Source organism: Streptomyces sp. NPDC030809 (assembly GCF_055572195.1).
Map to the genome: position 1 here is coordinate 1 of NZ_JBVIDV010000035.1, position 20,822 is coordinate 20,822.

17 protein-coding genes are annotated in these 20,822 nt (G+C 73.4%); 9 read left to right on the plus strand and 8 right to left on the minus strand.

All coding sequences use genetic code 11. The annotated features are described in order from the left end of the window. Positions 1 to 146 precede the first annotated feature (146 nt). The 5 genes from ACZ407_RS32420 to ACZ407_RS32440 are packed head-to-tail and all read right to left on the minus strand — an operon-like array spanning position 147 to position 5,844. Positions 147 to 1,457: a DUF58 domain-containing protein gene (locus ACZ407_RS32420; protein ID WP_468134663.1), complete on the minus strand. Its 1,311-nt coding sequence runs from the start codon at positions 1,455 to 1,457 to the stop codon at positions 147 to 149. Beyond that, on the minus strand, positions 1,457 to 2,467 hold the full coding sequence (locus tag ACZ407_RS32425; RefSeq protein WP_468134665.1) for an AAA family ATPase: 1,011 nt from the start codon (positions 2,465 to 2,467) through the stop codon (positions 1,457 to 1,459). The genes ACZ407_RS32420 and ACZ407_RS32425 overlap by 1 nt, the downstream gene beginning before the upstream one ends. Continuing rightward, positions 2,464 to 3,849 (minus strand): DUF4350 domain-containing protein, encoded by a 1,386-nt coding sequence (locus ACZ407_RS32430; protein ID WP_468134667.1) that lies wholly within the window; start codon positions 3,847 to 3,849, stop codon positions 2,464 to 2,466. The genes ACZ407_RS32425 and ACZ407_RS32430 overlap by 4 nt, the downstream gene beginning before the upstream one ends. After that, positions 3,846 to 4,538, minus strand: coding sequence for a DUF4129 domain-containing protein (locus tag ACZ407_RS32435; RefSeq protein ID WP_468134669.1), 693 nt, complete (start codon positions 4,536 to 4,538; stop codon positions 3,846 to 3,848). The genes ACZ407_RS32430 and ACZ407_RS32435 overlap by 4 nt, the downstream gene beginning before the upstream one ends. Positions 4,539 to 4,545: 7 nt before the next feature. Beyond that, on the minus strand, positions 4,546 to 5,844 hold the full coding sequence (locus ACZ407_RS32440; protein WP_468134670.1) for a DUF7847 domain-containing protein: 1,299 nt from the start codon (positions 5,842 to 5,844) through the stop codon (positions 4,546 to 4,548). Between the two features lie 255 nt (positions 5,845 to 6,099). Here ACZ407_RS32440 and mtrA point away from each other — a divergent pair, with 255 nt between their 5' ends. From mtrA to ACZ407_RS32470, 6 genes are all read left to right on the plus strand, one after another. Next, the gene (gene mtrA, locus ACZ407_RS32445; protein ID WP_468134671.1) at positions 6,100 to 6,789 is read left to right on the plus strand and encodes a two-component system response regulator MtrA; all 690 of its coding nucleotides are present in this window, start codon (positions 6,100 to 6,102) and stop codon (positions 6,787 to 6,789) included. Position 6,790: 1 nt separating this feature from the next. Next, the gene (gene mtrB / locus ACZ407_RS32450; protein WP_468134672.1) at positions 6,791 to 8,923 is read left to right on the plus strand and encodes an MtrAB system histidine kinase MtrB; all 2,133 of its coding nucleotides are present in this window, start codon (positions 6,791 to 6,793) and stop codon (positions 8,921 to 8,923) included. A gap of 229 nt (positions 8,924 to 9,152) precedes the next feature. Then, positions 9,153 to 10,901, plus strand: coding sequence for an LpqB family beta-propeller domain-containing protein (locus ACZ407_RS32455; protein ID WP_468134754.1), 1,749 nt, complete (start codon positions 9,153 to 9,155; stop codon positions 10,899 to 10,901). A gap of 80 nt (positions 10,902 to 10,981) precedes the next feature. Then, positions 10,982 to 11,725 (plus strand): ComF family protein, encoded by a 744-nt coding sequence (locus ACZ407_RS32460; RefSeq protein ID WP_468134673.1) that lies wholly within the window; start codon positions 10,982 to 10,984, stop codon positions 11,723 to 11,725. A gap of 332 nt (positions 11,726 to 12,057) precedes the next feature. Next, a complete protein-coding gene (gene hpf / locus ACZ407_RS32465) occupies positions 12,058 to 12,750 on the plus strand; it encodes a ribosome hibernation-promoting factor, HPF/YfiA family (protein WP_468134674.1) in 693 nt (230 codons plus the stop codon). A 203-nt stretch (positions 12,751 to 12,953) separates the two neighbouring features. After that, positions 12,954 to 13,679: a response regulator gene (locus ACZ407_RS32470; RefSeq protein WP_468134675.1), complete on the plus strand. Its 726-nt coding sequence runs from the start codon at positions 12,954 to 12,956 to the stop codon at positions 13,677 to 13,679. Here ACZ407_RS32470 and ACZ407_RS32475 read toward each other — a convergent pair. Together ACZ407_RS32475 and ACZ407_RS32480 are read right to left on the minus strand one after the other, a co-directional pair. Further along, complete coding sequence (locus tag ACZ407_RS32475) at positions 13,672 to 14,847, minus strand: winged helix-turn-helix domain-containing protein (protein WP_468134677.1); 1,176 nt, start codon at positions 14,845 to 14,847, stop codon at positions 13,672 to 13,674. The genes ACZ407_RS32470 and ACZ407_RS32475 overlap by 8 nt on opposite strands. Positions 14,848 to 15,011: 164 nt before the next feature. Next, positions 15,012 to 15,596, minus strand: a complete 585-nt coding sequence (locus ACZ407_RS32480) for a GNAT family N-acetyltransferase (protein WP_468134679.1) — start codon at positions 15,594 to 15,596, stop codon at positions 15,012 to 15,014. 228 nt (positions 15,597 to 15,824) lie between these two features. Between ACZ407_RS32480 and secA the strand changes: the two genes are divergently transcribed. Continuing rightward, positions 15,825 to 18,614, plus strand: coding sequence for a preprotein translocase subunit SecA (gene secA / locus ACZ407_RS32485; protein ID WP_468134681.1), 2,790 nt, complete (start codon positions 15,825 to 15,827; stop codon positions 18,612 to 18,614). A 71-nt stretch (positions 18,615 to 18,685) separates the two neighbouring features. Here the strand turns inward: secA and ACZ407_RS32490 are convergent, their stop codons facing one another. Next, entirely contained in the window at positions 18,686 to 19,105 is a 420-nt protein-coding gene (locus tag ACZ407_RS32490; protein WP_468134683.1) for an Rv3235 family protein, read from the minus strand. Between the two features lie 259 nt (positions 19,106 to 19,364). Between ACZ407_RS32490 and ACZ407_RS32495 the strand changes: the two genes are divergently transcribed. Both ACZ407_RS32495 and ACZ407_RS32500 read left to right on the plus strand, forming a co-directional pair. Further along, entirely contained in the window at positions 19,365 to 19,868 is a 504-nt protein-coding gene (locus ACZ407_RS32495; RefSeq protein ID WP_468134685.1) for a DUF6912 family protein, read from the plus strand. Positions 19,869 to 19,899: 31 nt separating this feature from the next. Next, positions 19,900 to 20,589, plus strand: a complete 690-nt coding sequence (locus ACZ407_RS32500; protein WP_468134687.1) for an HAD family hydrolase — start codon at positions 19,900 to 19,902, stop codon at positions 20,587 to 20,589. Positions 20,590 to 20,822 lie beyond the last annotated feature (233 nt).

A 20,822-nucleotide genomic window follows, 5' to 3' on the forward strand; every position in this document is an offset into this window, starting at 1 on the left:
CAGGGGGGACCCTGTGGGAGAGTAGGACGCCGCCGAACAATCATTGTGGGAAAGCCCCGCACCTTCTGGTGCGGGGCTTTTCTGCGTTTACGGCCCAGTCGGGAGATCGGAAAAGGCCCCCTCGCGGGGGCCTTTTGTGTTTCCGGTCAGAGGCGGCCGGCGGCCTTCAGCGCGAGATAGGCATCGGCGAGGGCCGGGGCGAGCTGGTCGGGTGTGGCGTCGACGACCGTGACCCCGTGCCGGGCGAGCTGGTCGGCCGTACGGCGGCGCTGTTCCTGGGCCTGGGCGCCCGCAGCGGCCTCGTAGACGGCCTCGGCGGAACCGCGTGAGCCCGCCATGCGCTCGATGTGCGGATCGGCCACGGCGGCCAGGAGGACGGTGTGGCGCTGGGTCAGCTGCGGGAGGACCGGGAGCAGGCCCTCCTCGATGGGCGCTGCGTCCAGGCTGGTCAGCAGGACCACCAAGGAGCGGCGCGGGGCGCTCGTGAGGATCGTGGAGACCATCGTGCGGGCGTCCGTCTCGACGAGTTCCGGCTCCAGCGGGGCCATGGCGTTGACGAGGGCGGGGAGCAGGTCGCGGGCGGCGCGGCCCTGCACCTGGGCGCGTACCCGGCGGTCGTGGGCCAGCAGGTCCACGCGGTCGCCGGCCCGGGAGGCCAGCGCCGCCAGCAGCAGGGCCGCGTCCATCGCCGAGTCCAGGCGGGGGGCGTCCCCGACCCGGCCCGCCGACGTACGGCCGGTGTCCAGGCAGATGAGGATGTGCCGGTCGCGTTCGGGGCGCCAGGTGCGGACCGCGACCTTGTGCCGTCGGGCGGTGGCCCGCCAGTCGATCGAGCGGGTGTCGTCGCCCGGCACGTAGTCCCGCAGGCTGTCGAACTCGGTGCCCTCGCCGCGGGTCAGCACGCTGGTGCGGCCGTCGAGTTCGCGGAGCCGGGCCAGTTTGGACGGCAGGTGCTTGCGGCTGGTGAAGGGCGGCAGGACGCGGACCGTCCAGGGGACCTCGTGGCTGCCCTGACGGGCCAGCAGGCCCAGGGGCCCGTACGAGCGGATGGTGACCCGGGCGGCCCGGCGGTCGCCGCGGCGGGTGGGGAGCAGCCGGGTGGTCACCATGCGGCGCTCGCCCGGCGGGACCGTCAACCGGTGCCGGGACGCCTCGGCCTCGGTGCCGGGCAGCCAGCTGCTGGGCGGCCAGGCGTCCCGCAGCCGGGCGCGCAGGGGTCGGCTGCCGGGGTTGGCGACCGTCAGCCGGACCTCGGCGGGCTCGCCGAGCCGTACGGAGGTGTCACCGGAGCGGGCCAGGCGGAGGGACCGTACCGGGGCGGCGAGCGCGTAGTCGCAGGCGCAGGCGAGGGCCAGCGGGCCGTTGACGGCGAGGATCCCGGTCCAGCCGGGTTCCAGCAGGCCGACCGGCAGGGTGCCGAGTGCCGCCAGCAGCGCGGCGCGTCCGGTGAGCGCCATCAGCGGGGCACGGGGACGTGGTTGAGGATCGCGGTGATGACCGAGTCCGCGGTGACCCCCTCCATCTCCGCCTCGGGGCGCAGCTGGACGCGGTGGCGGAGGGTGGGCAGGGCCAAAGCCTTCACGTCGTCGGGGATGACGTAGTCGCGGCCGGTCAGCCAGGCCCAGGCGCGGGCCGTGGACAGGAGGGCGGTGGCGCCGCGCGGGGAGACCCCCAGGAGGAGGGAGGGGGACTCGCGGGTGGCGCGGCAGACGTCCACGACGTAGCCGGCGATCTCGGGGGAGACCGTGGTCTTGGCGACGGCCTGCCGGGCGGCCTCCAGGTCGGCGGGGCCGGCCACGGGGCGGACCCCGGCGGCGCGCAGGTCCCGGGGGTTGAATCCGGCGGCGTGCCGGGTCAGCACGTCGATCTCCTCCTGGCGGCCGGGCAGCGGGACGGTCAGCTTCAGGAGGAAGCGGTCCAGCTGGGCCTCGGGGAGCGGGTAGGTGCCCTCGTACTCGAGCGGGTTCTGGGTGGCGGCGACGAGGAACGGGTCCGGCAGTGCGCGGGGCATGCCGTCCACGGTGACCTGGCGCTCCTCCATGGCCTCCAGCAGGGCGGACTGGGTCTTGGGAGGGGTGCGGTTGATCTCGTCGGCCAGGAGCAGGTTCGTGAACACCGGGCCCTCCTGGAAGGAGAACTCGGCGGTGCGGGCGTCGTAGACGAGGGAGCCGGTGATGTCGCTCGGCATCAGGTCGGGGGTGAACTGCACCCGCTTGGTGTCCAGTGCGAGGGAGGCGGCGAGGGCGCGGACCAGGAGGGTCTTCGCCACGCCGGGCACGCCTTCGAGGAGGACGTGGCCGCGGCACAGAAGGGCGACGACGAGCCCGGTGACGGCGGGGTCCTGGCCGACGACGGCCTTTCCGATCTCGGCGCGCAGGGCCTCCAGGGAGGCGCGGGCGCGGGCCGGGCCGTCCGGGGCGGCCGTGGTGTCCGGGGTGGCCGCGGGGTCGGCGGGCTGGGCCGTCATGAGGTACGGACCTCTCTTTCGAGGGCGTCGAGTTGGTCGGCGAGCGCGACGAGGGCCGCGTCGTCGGCGGGGGCGGTTCCGAAGAGGAGGGCGGCGGGGTCCCGGCCCGGGCCGGGCGGGGCCGTCACCGCGGCCACGGCGGGCAGCAGGGCCGCCGGGTCGTGGGCCTGGCCGGGGGGTACGCCGAGCAGGGCGGCCAGTCGGGTGCGGACGGCGGCGCGCAGTACGGCGGCGGCGCGGTCGCGGGCGCCTGCGGCGCGGTACAGGCGGGCCCGGCCCTCGGCGGCCTCGGAGGCGCGGATGGCCACGGGAAGGCGCTCGGTGACCAGCGGGCCGAGGCGGCGGGCGCGCCAGATCGCCGCGAGGACGGCGGCGACGGCGAGCTGGAGCAGGGCCCAGGACCAGCCGTCGGGGATGAGGTCGAAGAAGGTGCGCTCGGCGGCCGGGGCCTCGGTGAGGGCGGGGTCGTCCAGGGACGGCAGGTACCAGACCAGGGTGGGTCGGGTGCCGAGGAGTTGGAGGGCGAGGGAGGCGTTGCCCTCCTCGGCGAGGCGTTCGTTGAAGAGGGGGGCGGGGGAGCCGAGGAGGACGGTGTCCGGGGCTCCGTGGCCGGCTGGGGCTCCGTCGTGTTCCGCGGCTTCCGGGTCGGCCGGGTGGCCGGGGCGGGGCAGGGTGAGGAGCGTGGGGGTGGCGTCGGCGGAGTAGCAGCCGACGGCGCCGGGCAGGCCGGTGGCGTACCGGAGGCCGCCGCCCGTCTCGGCGCGGCCGGCGGAGGCGGCGGCCGGGAGGGGGCAGCCGGGGGAGAGCAGGTCGGGGCCGGCCGGGGGGTGTGCGGTGACGCCGGGGGCCAGGGCTCGGACTGCCGTGCGGCCGGGGGCCAGGAGGACCGTGCGGCCGCCCGACAGGTCCATGGCGGTCTTGAGGGAGGTCAGCTGGGAGGTGCCGAGGAGGGCGGGGTCGGTGACGAGGAGGGTGGTGTCGGGGGCGGCTGCCGCCACGGCCTGGCGGGTCGTCGTCACGACCCTCGTGCTGACGCCGCGCTCGGAGAGGAGGGTGGCGAGGGCGCGGGTGCCCTGGGGGTCGGCGGAGCGGGGGTCCAGGCGGCCGTGGGATTGGCCGGACTGGAGGGCGGCGAGGGTGAGTGCGGTGAGGAGGAGGATGGCCAGGGCGAGCAGGGGGCCGCGGGTGCGGTGCCAGAGGGTGTGCCGGGCGTTGCCCTGCGGGGCTGGTCCCCTGCCCGCTCCTTCGCCGTTTCCCGGGGCTCCGCCCCGGACCCCCGTGCCCTCGAACGCCGGGCGGGCCGGCTGTTCGGGTGCGGTCCGGGCGGAGGTGCCTTCATGGGCCGGGCGGGCTGGAACGTGGGCCTCGGCTGGGTTCGTCATGAGGGCCGCGCCTGGAGGGTGGGGGTGGTGCGGGTGAGGGTGGTGTCCAGGGACGTGAGGGATTCGTAGGTGGTGGGGGTGGCGGGGTGGCCGCCGTAGGTGAGGGCGTCGAAGGTGCGGGCTGCCTCGTGCAGGGCCGTGGCGTGGGCCGGGAGGGCGGTGGCGGCTTCTGCGGCGGCCTCGTCGGCCGTGCGGCCGGGGCGGTCGGTGAGGAGGGTGCGTTCCTCCAGGGCGCGGACGATGGCGCGCATGCGTTCCTGGGAGGCTTCGGTCCAGCGGCCCGCGGCGGCGTGGGACTCGGCGGCGGCGCGGTGTTCGGCGGCGCTGCGCGGGCCCTGGGTGAAGAGGGCGGCCGGGCGGGCGGCGGCGCGGTGCGGGGTGCCGAGCCGCCACCACAGGGCGGTGATCAGGAGGGCGGCCAGGAGCACGACCGCGACCAGTCCGAGGGCGCCGCCCGGCGTGGCCCCGGCGGCCGAGCCGAGGAGGTCGCCGATCCACTCCCAGAGGGCGTCCAGGGCCCGCTGGAAGAGGCTCGGGTCGTTCTCGTGGTAGACCGCCTTGGACAGCTCGCGCTCCGCCGCCTCGCGGGCGGGGCCGCGCGGGATCGTCACCGGCGGTGTGCTGCCGTCGCCGGTGACGCCCGGCAGCAGGGCGGTTGCGTGCGCGATCGGTCCCCCCGTCGTGGCCACCGCGGCATCAGCCCCCGTGAGCGGAGGGCGCGGGCCCGCCGTAGTTCTGGAGGCCGGCCGCCCGGGCCAGTTCCAGGTCGAGGGCCTCGCGGCGGATGCGCTGGTCGATGTAGAGCAGGACGGTCACGCCGGCGTTGATCGGCATGGTGATCGTCAGGGCGATGACCGCGCCGATCGCGGAGATGACGAGGAAGCCCCAGCCGAAGGCGGCGGTGCCGTTCGCGATCCCGGCCATCCCGCCGCCGGTGACCGCCATCGCGATGAACGTGAACGGCAGGATGATGATGCCCGCGACGATGCTGGTCAGGACCTGCACCAGCATCGAGATGCCGAAGACCCGCCACCAGGAGCCGCGTACCAGCTTCGCCGAGCGGCCCAGGGCCTTCAGCACGGTCTGCTTCTCCAGCATCAGGGCCGGGGAGGCGAGCGTGAAGCGGACCCAGAGCCAGATCGCGACCAGCAGGGCGGCGAGGAAGCCGGCGATGCCCAGGCCCCAGCTGCGGGCCAGGGCGCCCGGCAGGATGCCCACCGCGAGGACGGTCAGGCCCATCAGGGCGAGCAGCAGGGTCAGGCCGGCGAGCTTGAGCAGCTGCGGGCGGGCCTCGCGCCAGACCGGGCCGATCGACGAGGACTGGCCGAGCACGGCCCGGCTGAAGACCATGGTCAGGGTGGCCGTCGCGATGACCGTCCCGATCAGGGTGATCACCTGGGCGATGCCGCTCGCGGCGAGGTTCGCGCCCATCTGGTCGGCCAGCGCACCCAGGTCGTCCGGGTCGGCGGGGGTCGTGGCGGCGTTCTCGAAGAAGAAGCCCTGGACCAGGGTGATCGCGAGCTGCGTGACCACGGCGAAGGCGAGGGTGATCCCGAGGACCGTGCGCCAGTGCTCGCGCATGGTGGTGACCGCGCCGTCGAGGATCTCGCCGACGGCCAGCGGCCGCAGCGGGATCACGCCCGGCTTGGCGGCCGGGGGTGCGCCCCAGGCCCGGCCGGGGCCGGCGCCCCAGCCGCCGCCCTGCGGGGAGCCGCCGGGGTACGGGCTGCCCCAGCCCTGCGGGGTCTGCGGCGGCTGCGGGGCGGGACCTCCGGGGACGGGACCGGGCGCGGCGCCTCCGGGTCCGGGGGCGCTCCACCGACCCGGGGGCGGCTGCTCCTTCGACCACTTCGGGCCGGACGCGGCCGGGCCGGTGCCCGTACCGTCCGGACCGGGGGCGGGGGTGCCGTCCGGGGCGGCGGGGGCGGCCGCGTCGGGCCGCTCGCCGTCGGAGGGGGAGGATCCGGGCGAAGCCCAGCCCGGAGAGTCGTTCATCGTCGCTCCTTCGTGTGCCCGTACGGGGGCGGGGCGCTGGTCGGCTGCCATCGTGCCATGCGGGTTCCCCGGGCGGACCGGCCCCTGCGGCCCCTTGTGGCGCTCCTGCCCCTCCGGGCGGCTTTACCCGGCACCTTCAATTGTCACCGCCGGACGGGGCAGACTGAGGGCCGGATCACCGCGGGCAACGGAACCGGAACCCCTCCTTGCCCTTCTGTGTGCCAGCTCACCGCCGGGTAACGATTAGCTAATGGGATGATGTCAACCATGAAGGGACGCGTCCTTGTCGTCGACGACGACACCGCGCTGGCCGAGATGCTCGGCATTGTGCTGCGTGGAGAAGGTTTTGAACCGTCGTTCGTCGCGGACGGCGACAAGGCACTGGCGGCTTTCCGAGAGGCCAAGCCCGATCTCGTGCTGCTCGACCTCATGCTGCCCGGACGGGACGGCATAGAGGTCTGCAGGCTGATCCGAGCCGAGTCCGGAGTGCCGATCGTCATGCTCACGGCCAAGAGCGACACCGTCGACGTGGTCGTGGGCCTGGAGTCCGGTGCCGACGACTACATCGTCAAGCCGTTCAAGCCGAAGGAGCTGGTCGCCCGGATCCGGGCCCGGCTGCGCCGCTCCGAGGAGCCCGCGCCCGAGCAGCTCACCATCGGCGACCTGGTCATCGACGTGGCCGGGCACTCGGTCAAGCGGGACGGGTCCGCCATCGCGCTGACCCCGCTGGAGTTCGACCTGCTGGTCGCGCTCGCCCGCAAGCCCTGGCAGGTCTTCACCCGCGAGGTGCTCCTGGAGCAGGTCTGGGGCTACCGGCACGCGGCGGACACCCGCCTGGTCAACGTCCACGTACAGCGGCTGCGCTCGAAGGTCGAGAAGGACCCGGAGCGCCCGGAGATCGTCGTGACCGTCCGCGGTGTCGGTTACAAGGCCGGACCGAGCTGACATGTCCTCCGGCAGGCCCCTGCGGGGCGGCCGGCTGCTCCAGGACCGAGCACCCGGCGGCCCCGTACTGCGCCTCTTCGTCCGCCTGCTCCGCAGGCCGCTGCTGCCCGCGATGCGGATGTGGCGGCGCAACCTGCAGCTCCGCGTGGTCGCCGGCACCCTCCTGATGTCGCTCGGCGTGGTCCTGCTGCTCGGCTTCGTGGTCATCGGCCAGGTGCGCAACGGCCTCCTCGAGGCCAAGCAGCAGGCCGCGCAGAGCCAGGCGGCCGGCGGGTTCGCCGTCGCCCAGGAGAAGGCCAACACCCCGCCGACGGCGGACGGGCAGAGCGCCGCCGCCGACGGGAAGACCGGGCGGAACGCCACCGCCTGGATGAACAACCTCGTCGAGCAGCTCTCCAGCGGCGGCCAGAGCGCCTTCGACGTGGTCGCGCTCGGGGCCGGCACCGGCGACACCGGCTCCGGCGTACGCGGAGCGCGTGCGTCCGGCGGCGTGGACCCCACCGCCAGCATCCCGGTCGAGCTGCGCCGCGAGGTGGACCACGGGGTCGGCGCCTACCAGACCTTCTCGAAGATCCGCTACAGCGAGGGCGAGGACAGGTCGCCGGAGGCCGCGCTGATCGTCGGCAAGCGCCTGACGGACATCAACGGCGACCCGTACCACCTCTACTACCTCTTCCCGCTGAGCCAGGAGGAGGAGTCCCTCAACCTGGTCAAGGGCACCGTCGCGACGGCCGGCCTGTTCGTGGTCGTGCTGCTCGGGGCGATCGCCTGGTTCGTCGTACGGCAGGTGGTCACGCCGGTGCGGATGGCCGCCGGGATCGCCGAACGGCTCTCGGCCGGGCGCCTGCAGGAGCGCATGAAGGTCAGCGGCGAGGACGACATCGCCCGCCTCGGCGAGGCCTTCAACAAGATGGCGCAGAACCTCCAGCACAAGATCCAGCAGCTGGAGGACCTGTCCCGGATGCAGCGGCGGTTCGTCTCCGACGTCTCGCACGAGCTGCGCACCCCGCTGACGACGGTACGCATGGCGGCCGATGTCATCCACGACTCCAAGGACGACTTCGACCCGGTGACGGCCCGCTCCGCGGAACTGCTCGTCGGGCAGCTGGACCGCTTCGAGTCGCTGCTCGCCGACCTGCTGGAGATCAGCCGCTTCGACGCGGGTGCGGCGGCCCTGGAGGCCGAGCCGATCGACCTGCGGGACGTGGTGCGCCGGGTCATCGACGCGGCCGAGCCGCTGGCGGAGCGCAAGGGGACCCGGATCCGGGTGCTCGGCGACACCCAGCCGGTGGTGGCCGAGGCCGATGCCCGGCGGGTCGAGCGGGTGCTGCGCAACCTGGTCGTCAACGCCGTCGAGCACGGCGAGGGCCGGGACGTGGTGGTACGGCTGGCCTCCGCCGGCGGGGCCGTCGCGGTCGCCGTGCGCGACTACGGCGTGGGCCTCAAGCCAGGCGAGGCCACCCGCGTGTTCAACCGCTTCTGGCGGGCCGACCCGGCCCGCGCCCGCACCACCGGCGGCACCGGCCTCGGGCTGTCGATCGCCGTCGAGGACGCCCGGCTGCACGGCGGCTGGCTCCAGGCCTGGGGCGAGCCCGGCGGCGGCTCGCAGTTCCGCCTGACCCTGCCGCGCACCGCCGACGAGCCGCTGCGCGGATCGCCGATCCCGCTGGAGCCCGAGGACTCCCGGGCGGCCCGGGCCCGGGCGCAGGCGGACGCCGAGGCCGAACGGGCCGAGGCGGGCCGGCGCGGTCCGGTGCCCGCTCCGCACCACGGCGAGCGGGGCGCGGCGGGGCGGTCGCCGATACCGCCGCGCACCGCGGTGGCCACGGCCGTGCCCGCCGACCCGACGGCCCTGCCGGGCAACGGGGCGCGGGTGGTGGCCCGGCCGGCCGAGCCGGGGACGGCCGCCGGGGCTGCTCGGGGTGCGGTTTCGAGTGCCGCTCCGGGGGCGGTGGCTCCGGGGGCCGGTGCGGGCGGCGCCGACGCGGCGGCGGGCAGCAGGACGGGCAGGGCTCCGGCGGGAGACGGGGAGGCCGGCGGGGCCGGGCAGGCCGGGACCGCCGGTGCGGCCCCGGCCGGGACCGCGGCCGCGGCCGAGCGCACGGACCGGGAGGACTACGCAGGTGGACGCTGAGTTCGAGGACGGGATCGACGGGACCGAGCCGACGGCCAGGACGGCCCCGACGGCCCCGACGGCACGTGCGGACCGTGCGGACGAGGCGTCCGGCGCGGACGGCCCCGGCCGCGCCGCCGGTGCCGGCCGTCCTGCGGGGCGCCGCGCCGGCGCCGGACCCCGCGGGCGGGTCCTGCGTACCTCCGTGGTCCTCGCGAGCGGCGCCGTGCTGCTCGCCGGCTGCGCCTCCATGCCCGGCAGCGGGGACGTGCAGCAGGTGGACGCGGCCCACGGGGTGGACTCACAGGTGCGGGTCTTCGCCGTGCCACCGCCGGACAAGGCCTCGCCGTCCGACATCGTCTACGGCTTCCTGGAGGCCATGACCAGCGACGACCCGCAGCTGGCCACCGCCCGGCAGTACCTGACCAAGGAGGCCGCGGCGAAGTGGAAGCCGGGCTCCGGCATCACCGTGCTCTCCTCCGGCCCCAGCAGCCGGCAGGTCACCCCGGTCCGCGGCCCCGAGAAGGAGATCCTCGGCAAGCAGTTCGAGCTGACCGGCAAGAAGCTCGCCACCGTGGACGCGCGCAGCGCCTACCAGCCCGAGACCCGCGGGGGCCGCTACGAGGCGCAGCTCCAGCTCGTCGAGAAGGACGGGCAGTGGCGCATCGCCGACCTGCCCGACGGCCTGGTCCTCGGCGAGTCCGACTTCCAGCGCATCTTCAAGTCGGTCAACAAGTACTACTTCGCCTCCGGGATGCTCGTCGCCGACCCCGTCTACGTCCGGCAGCGGCAGGACCCCGAGTCCCTCATGGACCCGATGACCCAGACGGTGAAGTCGCTGCTCGCAGGGCCCTCGGCCTGGCTGGACCCGGTGGTCACGTCCAGCTTCCCGACCGGCACCGCCCTCAAGGAGGGCACGCGGACGCTGACCCCCGACGAGAAGAACACCCTGCGGGTCCCGCTCAACGAGAAGGCCGAGAACGTCGCGGCCAAGCAGTGCGAGAAGATGGGCACCCAGCTGCTGTTCACCGCGCGGGACCTGACCTCGGCGCGCGTGGTCCGGGTGGACCTGGTCCGCTCCGACGGCTCCGCGCTGTGCACCGTGGACGAGGCCTCCGCGCAGACGAACCGCTTCTCCGGCACTTCGCAGCACCAGTACTACGTGGACACCGAGCACCGGCTCGTGCGCATGCAGCTCGACGCCGACGGCGCCGAGGGCCCGGACACCCAGCGGCCGGCCGAGCAGGTGCCGGGCCCGCTGGTGGGCTCCGGGCTGAAGGTCGGCACGGCGGCGGTGGCCCACGACGAACGGCGCGCGGCCGTGGTCACGCAGAACGGGCACGAGATGTACGTGCTCTCCCTGACCACGGGCGGCCCGGTCGGCGAGCCGGCGCTGAAGAGCGCCGCCAACAAGCTGTCCGCCCCGAGCTGGGACGCGCTCGGCGACCTGTGGGTGGCGGACCGGAACCCCGCGGACCCGACGCTGTGGCTGCTGCCCGGCGGGACCGGCAAGCCCCAGCGGGTGGACGTGGCCGGGCTGGACGGCGGCCGGATCGAGTCCCTGCGGGTGTCCTCGGACGGGGTCCGCATCGCGCTGCTGATCTCCCGGGGGGAGGGCCGCAAGACCCTGCACATCGGGCGCATCGAGCGGCCGGACGGCAAGGGCGGCGCGGGTCCGGTCACGGTCCGCGAACTGCGGCCCGCGGCCCCGCAGATGGAGGAGGTCAAGGCGGTCTCCTGGGCCTCGCGCGGACGGCTGCTGGTGGTCGGCCGGGAGGCCGGCGGCCTGGTGCAGGCGCGGTACATGCAGGCCGACGGGTCGGTCGTGGTCTCCGGCAGCCTCTCCGGGGCCACCGGCGTCAGCGCGATCGCGGCCTCGGAGGACGACCGGCTGCCGGTGGTGGCCTTCTCGGACGAGGACGGGATCGTCTGGCTGCCGCCGGGCGCCCAGTGGCGCACGGTGGCCGTGCCGGGTCAGGCGCCGGTCTATCCGGGCTGACGGGCGGCCTCCCGCAAGGGAGCGCCCGTGGTTGTCCACAGGGGTCGCGGGTCCCGCCCGCGGCCGGGCACAGTGGGCGCATGCGGGGCTGGTGGCAGGAGCTCGCCGGACTGGTGCTGCCGGTGTGCTGCGCCGGCTGCGGCAGCCCGCGCTCCCTGGTGTGCGGGGACTGCCGGCAGGAGCTGTACGGGGCGGGGCCGCGCCGGGTGCGGCCCTGCCCGGAACCGGCCGGGCTCCCCGAGGTGCACGCGGCCGCCGGCTACGGCGGGGCGGTGCGCGAGCTGCTGCTCGCCCACAAGGAGCGCGGGGTCCTGGGGCTCGCCGGACCCCTCGGCGGCGCGCTGGCCGGTGCCGTCCGGGCCGCGGCCGGGCCCGCCGGACCGGCGGGGGTGGTCCTCGTGCCGGTGCCCTCGGCCCGGCGGGCGGTGCGGGCGCGCGGGCACGATCCGGCGCGCCGGATCGCGCTGGCGGCCGCGGACGCCCTGCGCCGGTCGGGGGTCCGGGCGCGGGTGGCCGACGTGCTGCGGCAGCGGCGGCCGGTGGCCGACCAGGCGGGCCTGGGGGCCCGGGAGCGGCTGCTGAACCTCGCCGGGGCCCTGGAGGTGCGGCCCGGCGGCGCGCGGCTCCTGGCGGGCTGCCCCGTGGTCCTGGTGGACGATCTCATGACGACCGGTGCATCCCTGGTGGAGGCGGCACGGGCGGTCTCGGGTGCGGCGGGGGCTCCGGCAACGCCGCCGGTCAGGGCGCCGTACGGGGGATTCCCGGCCCTGTCGGCCGCAGTCGTCGCGGCGCGTTCGAGGTCCTTCGAAAACAATTGGAACTGATCGGATTCGAGGGTCGTTGCAGGTGGTAGGAGGGAAAACACACCTGAACGGAGGTACGTCCCGGTAGCGGGTGCCGACAACCGTCGTTGCGAGATATGTTCGGTTGTAAGGAAATGGCGAGCCTTGGGCCCCACGCCTCGGGACGCGTGCTTCGGAATCTTCGTGTCACGAAGGTGTCTCTCGACTCCGAAGTCGGTGGGGTGGCGATCTTGCCGATGGGGGAGGAGGAGGTGAAAGTCGCCAAGTCCGAGGCTCCGGTGCTCACCGGGGTCTGGTGCAAAAAGGGAGACGCTCCGTCCCTGGGACGGAGCAATCCGGGAACGGAGTTCTGCGTGGACATCGTCGTCAAGGGCCGCAAGACCGAGGTGCCCGACCGGTTCCGCAAGCACGTGGCCGAGAAGCTGAACCTGGAGAGAATCCAGAAGCTCGACGCCAAGGTGATCAGCCTGGACGTGGAGGTCTCCAAGGAGCACAACCCGCGTCAGGCCGACCGTTCCGACCGGGTGGAGATCACCCTTCGTTCGCGTGGTCCGGTGATCCGGGCCGAGGCGGCCGCCGCGGACCCGTACGCGGCACTGGACCTGGCCCAGGACAAGCTGGAGGCCAGGCTGCGCAGGCAGCACGACAAGCGCGGCACGCGCCGCGGCGCCGGCCGGCTCTCGGCCGCAGAGGTCGCCGACGTCGTACCGGACGCCGCCACCCTCAACGGAAATGGACAGATCGTCCGGGGAGAAGCCGAGGACACGATCCCGACCACGCGGATCGGCTCGCTGGAAGTACAGGGCGAAGGACCGCTCATCGTCCGCGAGAAGACGCACTCGGCCGCACCCATGACGCTCGACCAGGCGCTGTACGAAATGGAACTGGTCGGGCACGACTTCTACCTGTTCGTCGACGCCGACACCAAGCAGCCCAGCGTCGTGTACCGGCGCCACGCTTATGACTACGGCGTCATTCACCTGAATGCGGACAGCGCCTCCACCTCGGAAGAGGCCCGGGGCGCCGGAGGGGCACTCGGCGGCTGACCGCCGGAAAGCCCGTGGAATCCACACCGTGACGGTGCCCCCGGGAGCGCCCCGTGCGCCCCCGGGGGCACTCGTATGCAGCCACGGGCCCACCGCCGGACCGCTCCGGCATGGAATCATGGCGGACAGTCAACCGGCCCGCACGGGCAACCGGTTGGCGCGCAGCAGGCAGACTTCGGGGCCACGGCCTTCAGGGGGGAACGATGGCGGACACCTTCGGGCCGGTGCGCGACGAGGACGCGGCGGACCGCCACCCGGCACGGGGCGGGGAGCCGATCCGGGTGCTGGTTGTGGACGACCACGCGCTGTTCCGGCGCGGCCTGGAGATCGTCCTCGCCCAGGAGGAGGACATCCAGGTCGTCGGCGAGGCCGGGGACGGCGCGGAGGCCGTGGACAAGGCCGCCGACCTGCTGCCCGACATCGTGCTGATGGACGTGCGGATGCCCCGGCGCGGCGGCATCGAGGCCTGCACCTCGATCAAGGAGGTGGCCCCCTCCGCGAAGATCATCATGCTGACGATCAGCGACGAGGAGGCCGACCTCTACGACGCCATCAAGGCGGGGGCCACCGGCTACCTGCTGAAGGAGATCTCCACCGACGAGGTGGCCACCGCCATCCGCGCGGTGGCGGACGGGCAGTCGCAGATCAGCCCGTCCATGGCCTCCAAGCTGCTCACCGAGTTCAAGTCGATGATCCAGCGCACCGACGAGCGGCGCCTGGTCCCGGCTCCCCGGCTCACCGACCGCGAGCTGGAGGTCCTGAAGCTCGTCGCCACGGGCATGAACAACCGGGACATCGCCAAGCAGCTCTTCATCTCCGAGAACACCGTGAAGAACCACGTGCGCAACATCCTGGAGAAGCTGCAGCTGCACTCCCGGATGGAGGCCGTGGTCTACGCGATGCGGGAGAAGATCCTGGAGATCAGATAGCCGCCAGCTCGCTGGCCAGGGCCGAGGCCTCGGCCGCGGTGGACGTCCGCTCGATGCGCACCGCGTCGCAGCCCACCCACTCGGCCGCTTCCCGCAGCGCCCGGGCCATCGGCCGGGCCCCCGCCGGGGACTCCAGCGAGACCTGCCGGGCCACCAGGGTGCGCCCCTCCCGGGCCGGGTCCACCCGCCCCAGCAGCCGGCCGCCCGACAGCAGCGGCATGGCGAAGTACCCGTGCAGCCGCTTGGGCTTGGGCACGTAGGCCTCCAGCCGGTGCGTGAAGCCGAAGATCCGCTCGGTCCGCGGCCGGTCCCAGACCAGGGAGTCGAACGGGGAGAGCAGGGTGGTGCGGTGCCGGCCGCGCGGCTCGGAGGCCAGCGCCTTCGGATCCGCCCAGGCGGGCTTGGACCAGCCCGCCACCTCGACCGGGACCAGACCGGAGTCCGCGATCACCGAGTCCACCTGCTCCCCCTTGAGGCGGTGGTAGTCGGCGATGTCCGCGCGGGTGCCCACGCCCAGGGAGTGCCCGGCCAGTGCCACCAGGCGGCGCAGGCACTCGCGGTCCTCCAGGGCGTCGTGGAACAGCGCCTCCGGCACGGCCCGCTCGGCGAGGTCGTAGACCCTCTTCCACCCGCGCCGCTCGGTGCACACCACCTCGCCGATGTCGAGCAGCCACTCCACCGCGATCTTGGTCTCGGACCACTCGAACCACTCGCCGCCGTTCTTCGCGCCGCCCAGCTCGCTGGACGTGAGCGGGCCCTCGGCGGCGAGTCGGTCCAGGACCGCCCGGGTCGAGCGCTCCTTGTCCGCCAGGACGTGCCAGCGGTGGCCGCGGGCCCGGCGGGCCCGCCGCCTGAAGGCGAAATGCGGCCATTCTTCGATGGGCAGGATGCAGGCGGCGTGCGACCAGTACTCGAAGGCGTGGCTGTCGCTCCAGTACGCCTTCTCGACGGTGTCCCGGCCGACCGCGCCCAGGCGTGCGTACGGGATCAGCTCGTGCGAGCGGGCCAGCACCGAGATGGTGTCCAGCTGCACCGCGCCGAGGTGGCGGAGCATCCCGCGCACGCCGCCGCGCCGGTCCGGTGCGCCGATGAACCCCTGGGCGCGCAGGGCCAGTCGGCGTGCGTCGTCGGCGGACAGGGACAGGGCGGGCGGCGGCAGGCTCGTCATGACCGCACCCTAGACGGCGGCACTGACAGCGGCGGTCCCGCCCGTACGGGGTGTTCACGGAGATCCAGCGCTGGATCTCCGGGCCCTGGCAGGCGGCGAAGGGACCAGTCGGTCGGTGCTGAGGGTGATCGGCTCCATGGCCGCATGGCCACCGTTGCCGCAGGTCAGGGCGAGTGCATTTCCGGTGCCGGCAGGTACGGCAGCGTCGAGGGGAGGCCCAGGTCGGCGGGGAGCAGCGCGCCCACCCAGGCGTCCCGCCAGGTGCCGGACTTCGGCAGGGCGGCCCGTGCGGTGCCCTCCATGCGGAAGCCGCACTTCTCGGCGACGGCCCGCGAGCCCAGGTTCCCGGCCTCGGCCCGCCACTCCAGGCGCCCGGCCCCCAGGCCGGTGAAGACCCAGCGGGCGATGCCGAGCACGGCTTCCTGCATGTAGCCGCGGCCGCGGTGCTCCTTGGCGGTCCAGAAGCCGACCTCGTACTTCAGCGGCCCGTGGACGTGCACGCCGGCCGCGGCGACGACGGTGCCGGGGCCGGCCAGGCAGACCGCGAAGGTGTACTCGGTGTCGTTCTCCCAGCCCGCCGGGGCGAGCTCGCCGGTCCAGCCCTGCGCGTGCCCGCGCTCGTAGGGCGAGGGGACCTGGGTCCAGCGCTGGATGTCGGGGTCCTGGCAGGCCTGGTACACGGCTTCGGCGTCGTCCGGGCGCCAGGGGCGCAGGACGAGGCGTTCCGTGGTGAGGGTGAGGGGCTCCATGAACGGATTCTGGTGCCCGGGGCGGGGAAGGGGCGAACAGTTTTCGGGAGACCCGGCACCTTCCAGAGGCCCCGTACGTTCTCATTCCGGGTGGCAGCAGCCCCGGGGCCATGGCAGACCTCCCGGCTCGACCGGGTCCTCGCTTACGATGGCCGTTGCGGTGGGGCACCCCTGCCGTGCCCGTGTACGAACCAGTGCCAGGCCCGACCGGCAAGGAGACCAGCCTCAGTGTCCGTCTTCAACAAGCTCATGCGTGCAGGCGAAGGCAAGATCCTGCGCAAACTGCACCGCATTGCGGACCAGGTCAACTCCATCGAAGAGGACTTCGTCAACCTCTCCGACGCCGAGTTGCGGGCGCTCACGGACGAGTACAAGGAGCGCTACCAGAACGGCGAGAGCCTGGACGACCTGCTGCCCGAGGCCTTCGCCACGGTCCGCGAGGCCGCCAAGCGCGTCCTGGGCCAGCGCCACTACGACGTCCAGCTCATGGGCGGCGCCGCCCTGCACCTCGGCTACGTGGCCGAGATGAAGACCGGTGAGGGCAAGACCCTCGTCGGCACCCTGCCCGCGTACCTGAACGCGCTGTCCGGCAAGGGCGTCCACCTGATCACGGTGAACGACTACCTGGCCGAGCGCGACTCCGAGATGATGGGCCGGGTCCACAAGTTCCTGGGCCTGAGCGTCGGCTGCATCCTGGCCAACATGGCCCCGGCGCAGCGCCGCGAGCAGTACGCCTGCGACATCACGTACGGCACCAACAACGAATTCGGCTTCGACTACCTGCGCGACAACATGGCGTGGTCGAAGGACGAGCTGGTGCAGCGCGGCCACAACTTCGCCGTGGTCGACGAGGTCGACTCGATCCTCGTCGACGAGGCCCGCACCCCGCTGATCATCTCCGGCCCGGCCGACCAGGCCACGAAGTGGTACGGCGACTTCGCCAAGCTGGTCACCCGCCTCACCAAGGGCGAGCCCGGCCAGCCCCTCAAGGGCATCGAGGAGACCGGCGACTACGAGGTCGACGAGAAGAAGCGCACCGTCGGCATCCACGAGGCCGGTGTCGCCAAGGTCGAGGACTGGCTCGGCATCGACAACCTCTACGAGTCGGTCAACACCCCGCTCGTCGGCTACCTGAACAACGCCATCAAGGCGAAGGAACTGTTCAAGAAGGACAAGGACTACGTCGTCATCGACGGCGAAGTCATGATCGTCGACGAGCACACCGGCCGCATCCTCGCCGGCCGCCGCTACAACGAGGGCATGCACCAGGCGATCGAGGCGAAGGAAGGGGTGGACATCAAGGACGAGAACCAGACCCTCGCCACGATCACCCTCCAGAACTTCTTCCGCCTCTACTCGAAGCTGTCCGGCATGACCGGTACGGCCATGACCGAGGCCGCCGAGTTCCACCAGATCTACAAGCTGGGCGTCGTGCCGATCCCGACGAACCGGCCCATGCAGCGCAAGGACCAGCCGGACCTCATCTACCGGACCGAGGTCGCCAAGTTCGCCGCCGTCGTCGACGACATCGCGGAGAAGCACGAGAAGGGCCAGCCGATCCTGGTCGGCACCACCTCGGTCGAGAAGTCCGAGTACCTCTCCCAGCAGCTCTCCAAGCGCGGCATCCCGCACGAGGTCCTCAACGCCAAGCACCACGAGCGCGAGGCCACCATCGTCGCCCAGGCCGGCCGCCGCGGCGCGGTCACGGTCGCCACGAACATGGCCGGCCGCGGTACCGACATCAAGCTCGGCGGCAACCCGGACGACCTGGCCGAGGCCGAGCTGCGCCAGCGCGGCCTGGACCCCGAGGAGCACATCGAGGAGTGGGCGCACGCCCTGCCCGAGGCCCTCGCCAAGGCCGAGGCGGCCGTCAAGGCCGAGTTCGAAGAGGTCAAGGAGCTCGGCGGCCTGTACGTGCTCGGCACCGAGCGCCACGAGTCCCGCCGTATCGACAACCAGCTGCGCGGCCGCTCCGGCCGTCAGGGCGACCCGGGCGAGTCCCGCTTCTACCTGTCGCTGGGCGACGACCTGATGCGCCTGTTCAAGGCCCAGATGGTCGAGCGCGTCATGGCGATGGCGAACGTGCCGGACGACGTGCCGATCGAGAACAAGATGGTCACCCGCGCCATCGCCTCCGCGCAGTCGCAGGTCGAGACCCAGAACTTCGAGACGCGCAAGAACGTCCTGAAGTACGACGAGGTCCTCAACAGCCAGCGCGAGGTCATCTACGGCGAGCGCCGCCGCGTCCTGGAGGGCGAGGACCTGCACGAGCAGGTGCGCTTCTTCATGGACGACACCATCGACGCGTACATCGCGGCCGAGACGGTCGAGGGCTTCGCGGAGGAGTGGGACCTGGAGCGCCTGTGGGGCGCCTTCAGGCAGCTCTACCCGATCAAGGCCACGATCGAGGAGCTGGAGGACGCCGCGGGCGACCGCGCCGGCATCACCGCCGAGTTCATCGCGGAGACCGTCAAGGACGACATCCACGAGCAGTACGAGGCGCGCGAGAAGCAGCTCGGCTCGGACATCATGCGCGAGCTGGAGCGGCGCGTGGTGCTGTCGGTCCTGGACCGCAAGTGGCGCGAGCACCTCTACGAGATGGACTACCTCCAGGAGGGCATCGGCCTGCGGGCCATGGCGCAGAAGGACCCGCTGGTCGAGTACCAGCGCGAGGGCTTCGACATGTTCAACGCCATGATGGAGGGCATCAAGGAGGAGTCCGTCGGCTACCTGTTCAACCTGGAGGTCCAGGTCGAGCAGCAGGTCGAGGAGGTCCCGGTGGCGCCCTCGCTGCAGAAGGAGGAGGCGATCCCGGCCGCGCGTCCGGAGATCCGCGCCAAGGGCCTGGACGCCCCGCAGCGGCCCGACCGGCTGCACTTCTCCGCGCCGACCGTCGACGGCGAGGGCGGTGTGGTCGAGGGCGACTTCGAGGACACCGTGTCCGAGGGCGACGGGATGACCCGGGCGGAGCGCCGGAAGGCGCAGAAGGCTGCCGGCGGGCGGCGCCGCAAGAAGTAACCCCTGCGTCGGGGTTCCGAGGCCGGGCACCGGGTGGTGTCCGGCCTCGGGCGTGTCCGGGGGCGGGGGCGTCATGCGCGGGGGCCGGTCTCGACGGCCGCGCAGCGCCAGCGCAGGTCCGGGCCGCGTTCCAGGCGGAAGGCCATGGCGGTGACCGCGTCGCCGGTGGTGATGCGGGCGAAGGCTTCCATGACGCCGTCGGCGGGTTCGGCGTAGTCGCAGTAGCGGAGGGCGGGGCGGGGGCGGCCGGCCGGTTCGGGAGGGCAGGCCGGGCAGAGCTCGACGAGCTGCTCGTACGCCTCGCCCACGGTGTGGCCGAGCATCCAGTGGACCGGGCGCCGCCCGCTGAGGACGGCGAGCAGCCGTTCCGCGAACCAGTGGTGCGGCCGGATCCGGCGCGGCATGCGGGGGCCGGCCGGCGGGCGGCGCCGGTCGTGGCGTCCCGCGGGACGGGTCCCGGCCGTGCTCCTCGCGGTCATGGTGCTGGTCATGGGCGCCCCTTCGCGTACCGGTCGGTAACGTGGTCGGGGATCTTGTACGGGGGCGGAAAAGCGCCCCGCAACGGGCTGTAACCGGGCCGCGGCGGAGCCCCGGATTTCACTTATCCGGGTGACGGGCCCGGTTCCGCCCCTGGTCAGGACCCCGTCCCCGGGGAGCGGGGTGGACGGGGGCGGGGACGGGGGCAACAGCCCGAAGGGGGACCGGCAGCCGTATCCTGAGTCCGTTCCCGACTACGGAAAGCAGCCGGCCATGCGCGTGTACGTCCCCCTGACCCTCTCCGGTCTCGCCGAGGCGCACCGGGCGGGCGAGCTCGGCCCGGCCCCGCTGCGCGCCTACGCCGTCACTCCCGCGCTGCGCGAGTGGTACGTCTCGGACGACATCGAGGAGCTGGAGTACGCCGCTCTGGGCCGGGCCGCCCTCGCCTCGCTGCGGCTGCTCGCCGAGGACCCCGCGGCCGCCCGCCGCCGGGTCGTGGTGGCCGTGGACGTGGCCGACAAGGCGGTGGCGCCGGAGGCGGCGACCGACGAGGCGAGCCTCGGCCGCGTGGCCGTCGCGGGCACCGTACGGCTGACCGCCGCGGGTGCGGTGCACGCGGACGCCGACGAGGCCGAGAAGGACGTGGCGGCCGCCGCAGCGGCCCTGCCGGCGGCGGACGCGGGGGACGAGGACGCGCAGACCGCGGTGGACGGGGCCGAGGACCACGAGCTCCTCTGGTACGGGGTGCAGGAGATCCCCAACCTGGTCGGCGGCTGACCACGCCATCCGACCGGGTACCGTCCTCTCCATGGGGAATGGTACGGACACGGGGGCCGCGGCCGTGACGGCTCCGCACATCGTGTGGGACTGGAACGGCACGCTGCTGCACGACATCGACGCGGTGATCGGCGCGACCAACGCGTCGTTCGCGGAGCTCGGCATGGAGCCGATCACGCTGGAGCGCTACCGCGAGCTGTACTGCGTACCCGTGCCGAAGTTCTACGAGCGGCTGCTCGGCCGGATGCCCACCGAGGACGAGTGGCTCCTCATGGACGACGTGTTCCACCGCCACTACTGGGCCCTCGCCGTGGACACCGGGCTGACCGAGGGGGCCCGGGAGCTGCTCCAGGACTGGCAGGACCGGGGCCTCACCCAGTCCCTGCTGTCCCTCGCCCCGCACGAGCGGCTGGTGCCGCTGGTGCGCACGCACCGCATAGACCACCACTTCGTCCGGGTGGACGGCCGCACCGGGCCCTCGCACACCAGCAAGGCGGGGCACCTGGTGCGCCACCTGGAGGCCCTGGACGGGGTCGTGGCGGCCCGTACGGTCCTCATCGGGGACGCGGTCGACGACGCCCGCGCGGCGGCGCACGTGGGGGCCAGGGCGGTCCTGTACACCGGCGGCTCACACAGTCGGAGCAGCCTCGCGGTGGCCGGGGTACCCGTCGTGGACACCCTGGCCGAGGCCGTTCACACGGCGTGGGAACTGGCTCAATAGTCACTGGAGCACGCTCCCGTCCCGCGTCGCTGTCCAGAGTGTCAAAGTTCACCCCCAGGTTTTGTACACATACAGCTCATGACGGGGACCGGGTGGGTGGGGATAGCCTTGACCCGTGATCAGCGCGATATTCATCGGGGGCGCCGTAGCCCCCGGCCTGCGCCCGGCGCACGTCCGTGCCCGGGCCGCCGCTGATTCCCGCCGCCGGGGCAGCCTGCCAAGGAAGTCGATCT

Bases quoted from the DNA above. Each gene is read 5' to 3' on its own strand.
- ACZ407_RS32420 (WP_468134663.1), bottom strand. From the start codon at position 1,457: ATGGCGCTCACCGGACGCGCCGCGCTGCTGGCGGCACTCGGCACCCTG.
- ACZ407_RS32425 (WP_468134665.1), bottom strand. From the start codon at position 2,467: ATGACGGCCCAGCCCGCCGACCCCGCGGCCACCCCGGACACCACGGCC.
- ACZ407_RS32430 (WP_468134667.1), bottom strand. From the start codon at position 3,849: ATGACGAACCCAGCCGAGGCCCACGTTCCAGCCCGCCCGGCCCATGAA.
- ACZ407_RS32440 (WP_468134670.1), bottom strand. From the start codon at position 5,844: ATGAACGACTCTCCGGGCTGGGCTTCGCCCGGATCCTCCCCCTCCGAC.
- mtrA (WP_468134671.1), top strand. From the start codon at position 6,100: ATGATGTCAACCATGAAGGGACGCGTCCTTGTCGTCGACGACGACACC.
- mtrB (WP_468134672.1), top strand. From the start codon at position 6,791: ATGTCCTCCGGCAGGCCCCTGCGGGGCGGCCGGCTGCTCCAGGACCGA.
- ACZ407_RS32455 (WP_468134754.1), top strand. From the start codon at position 9,153: ATGCCCGGCAGCGGGGACGTGCAGCAGGTGGACGCGGCCCACGGGGTG.
- ACZ407_RS32460 (WP_468134673.1), top strand. From the start codon at position 10,982: ATGCGGGGCTGGTGGCAGGAGCTCGCCGGACTGGTGCTGCCGGTGTGC.
- ACZ407_RS32470 (WP_468134675.1), top strand. From the start codon at position 12,954: ATGGCGGACACCTTCGGGCCGGTGCGCGACGAGGACGCGGCGGACCGC.
- ACZ407_RS32475 (WP_468134677.1), bottom strand. From the start codon at position 14,847: ATGACGAGCCTGCCGCCGCCCGCCCTGTCCCTGTCCGCCGACGACGCA.
- ACZ407_RS32480 (WP_468134679.1), bottom strand. From the start codon at position 15,596: ATGGAGCCCCTCACCCTCACCACGGAACGCCTCGTCCTGCGCCCCTGG.
- ACZ407_RS32490 (WP_468134683.1), bottom strand. From the start codon at position 19,105: ATGACCAGCACCATGACCGCGAGGAGCACGGCCGGGACCCGTCCCGCG.
- ACZ407_RS32495 (WP_468134685.1), top strand. From the start codon at position 19,365: ATGCGCGTGTACGTCCCCCTGACCCTCTCCGGTCTCGCCGAGGCGCAC.
- ACZ407_RS32500 (WP_468134687.1), top strand. From the start codon at position 19,900: ATGGGGAATGGTACGGACACGGGGGCCGCGGCCGTGACGGCTCCGCAC.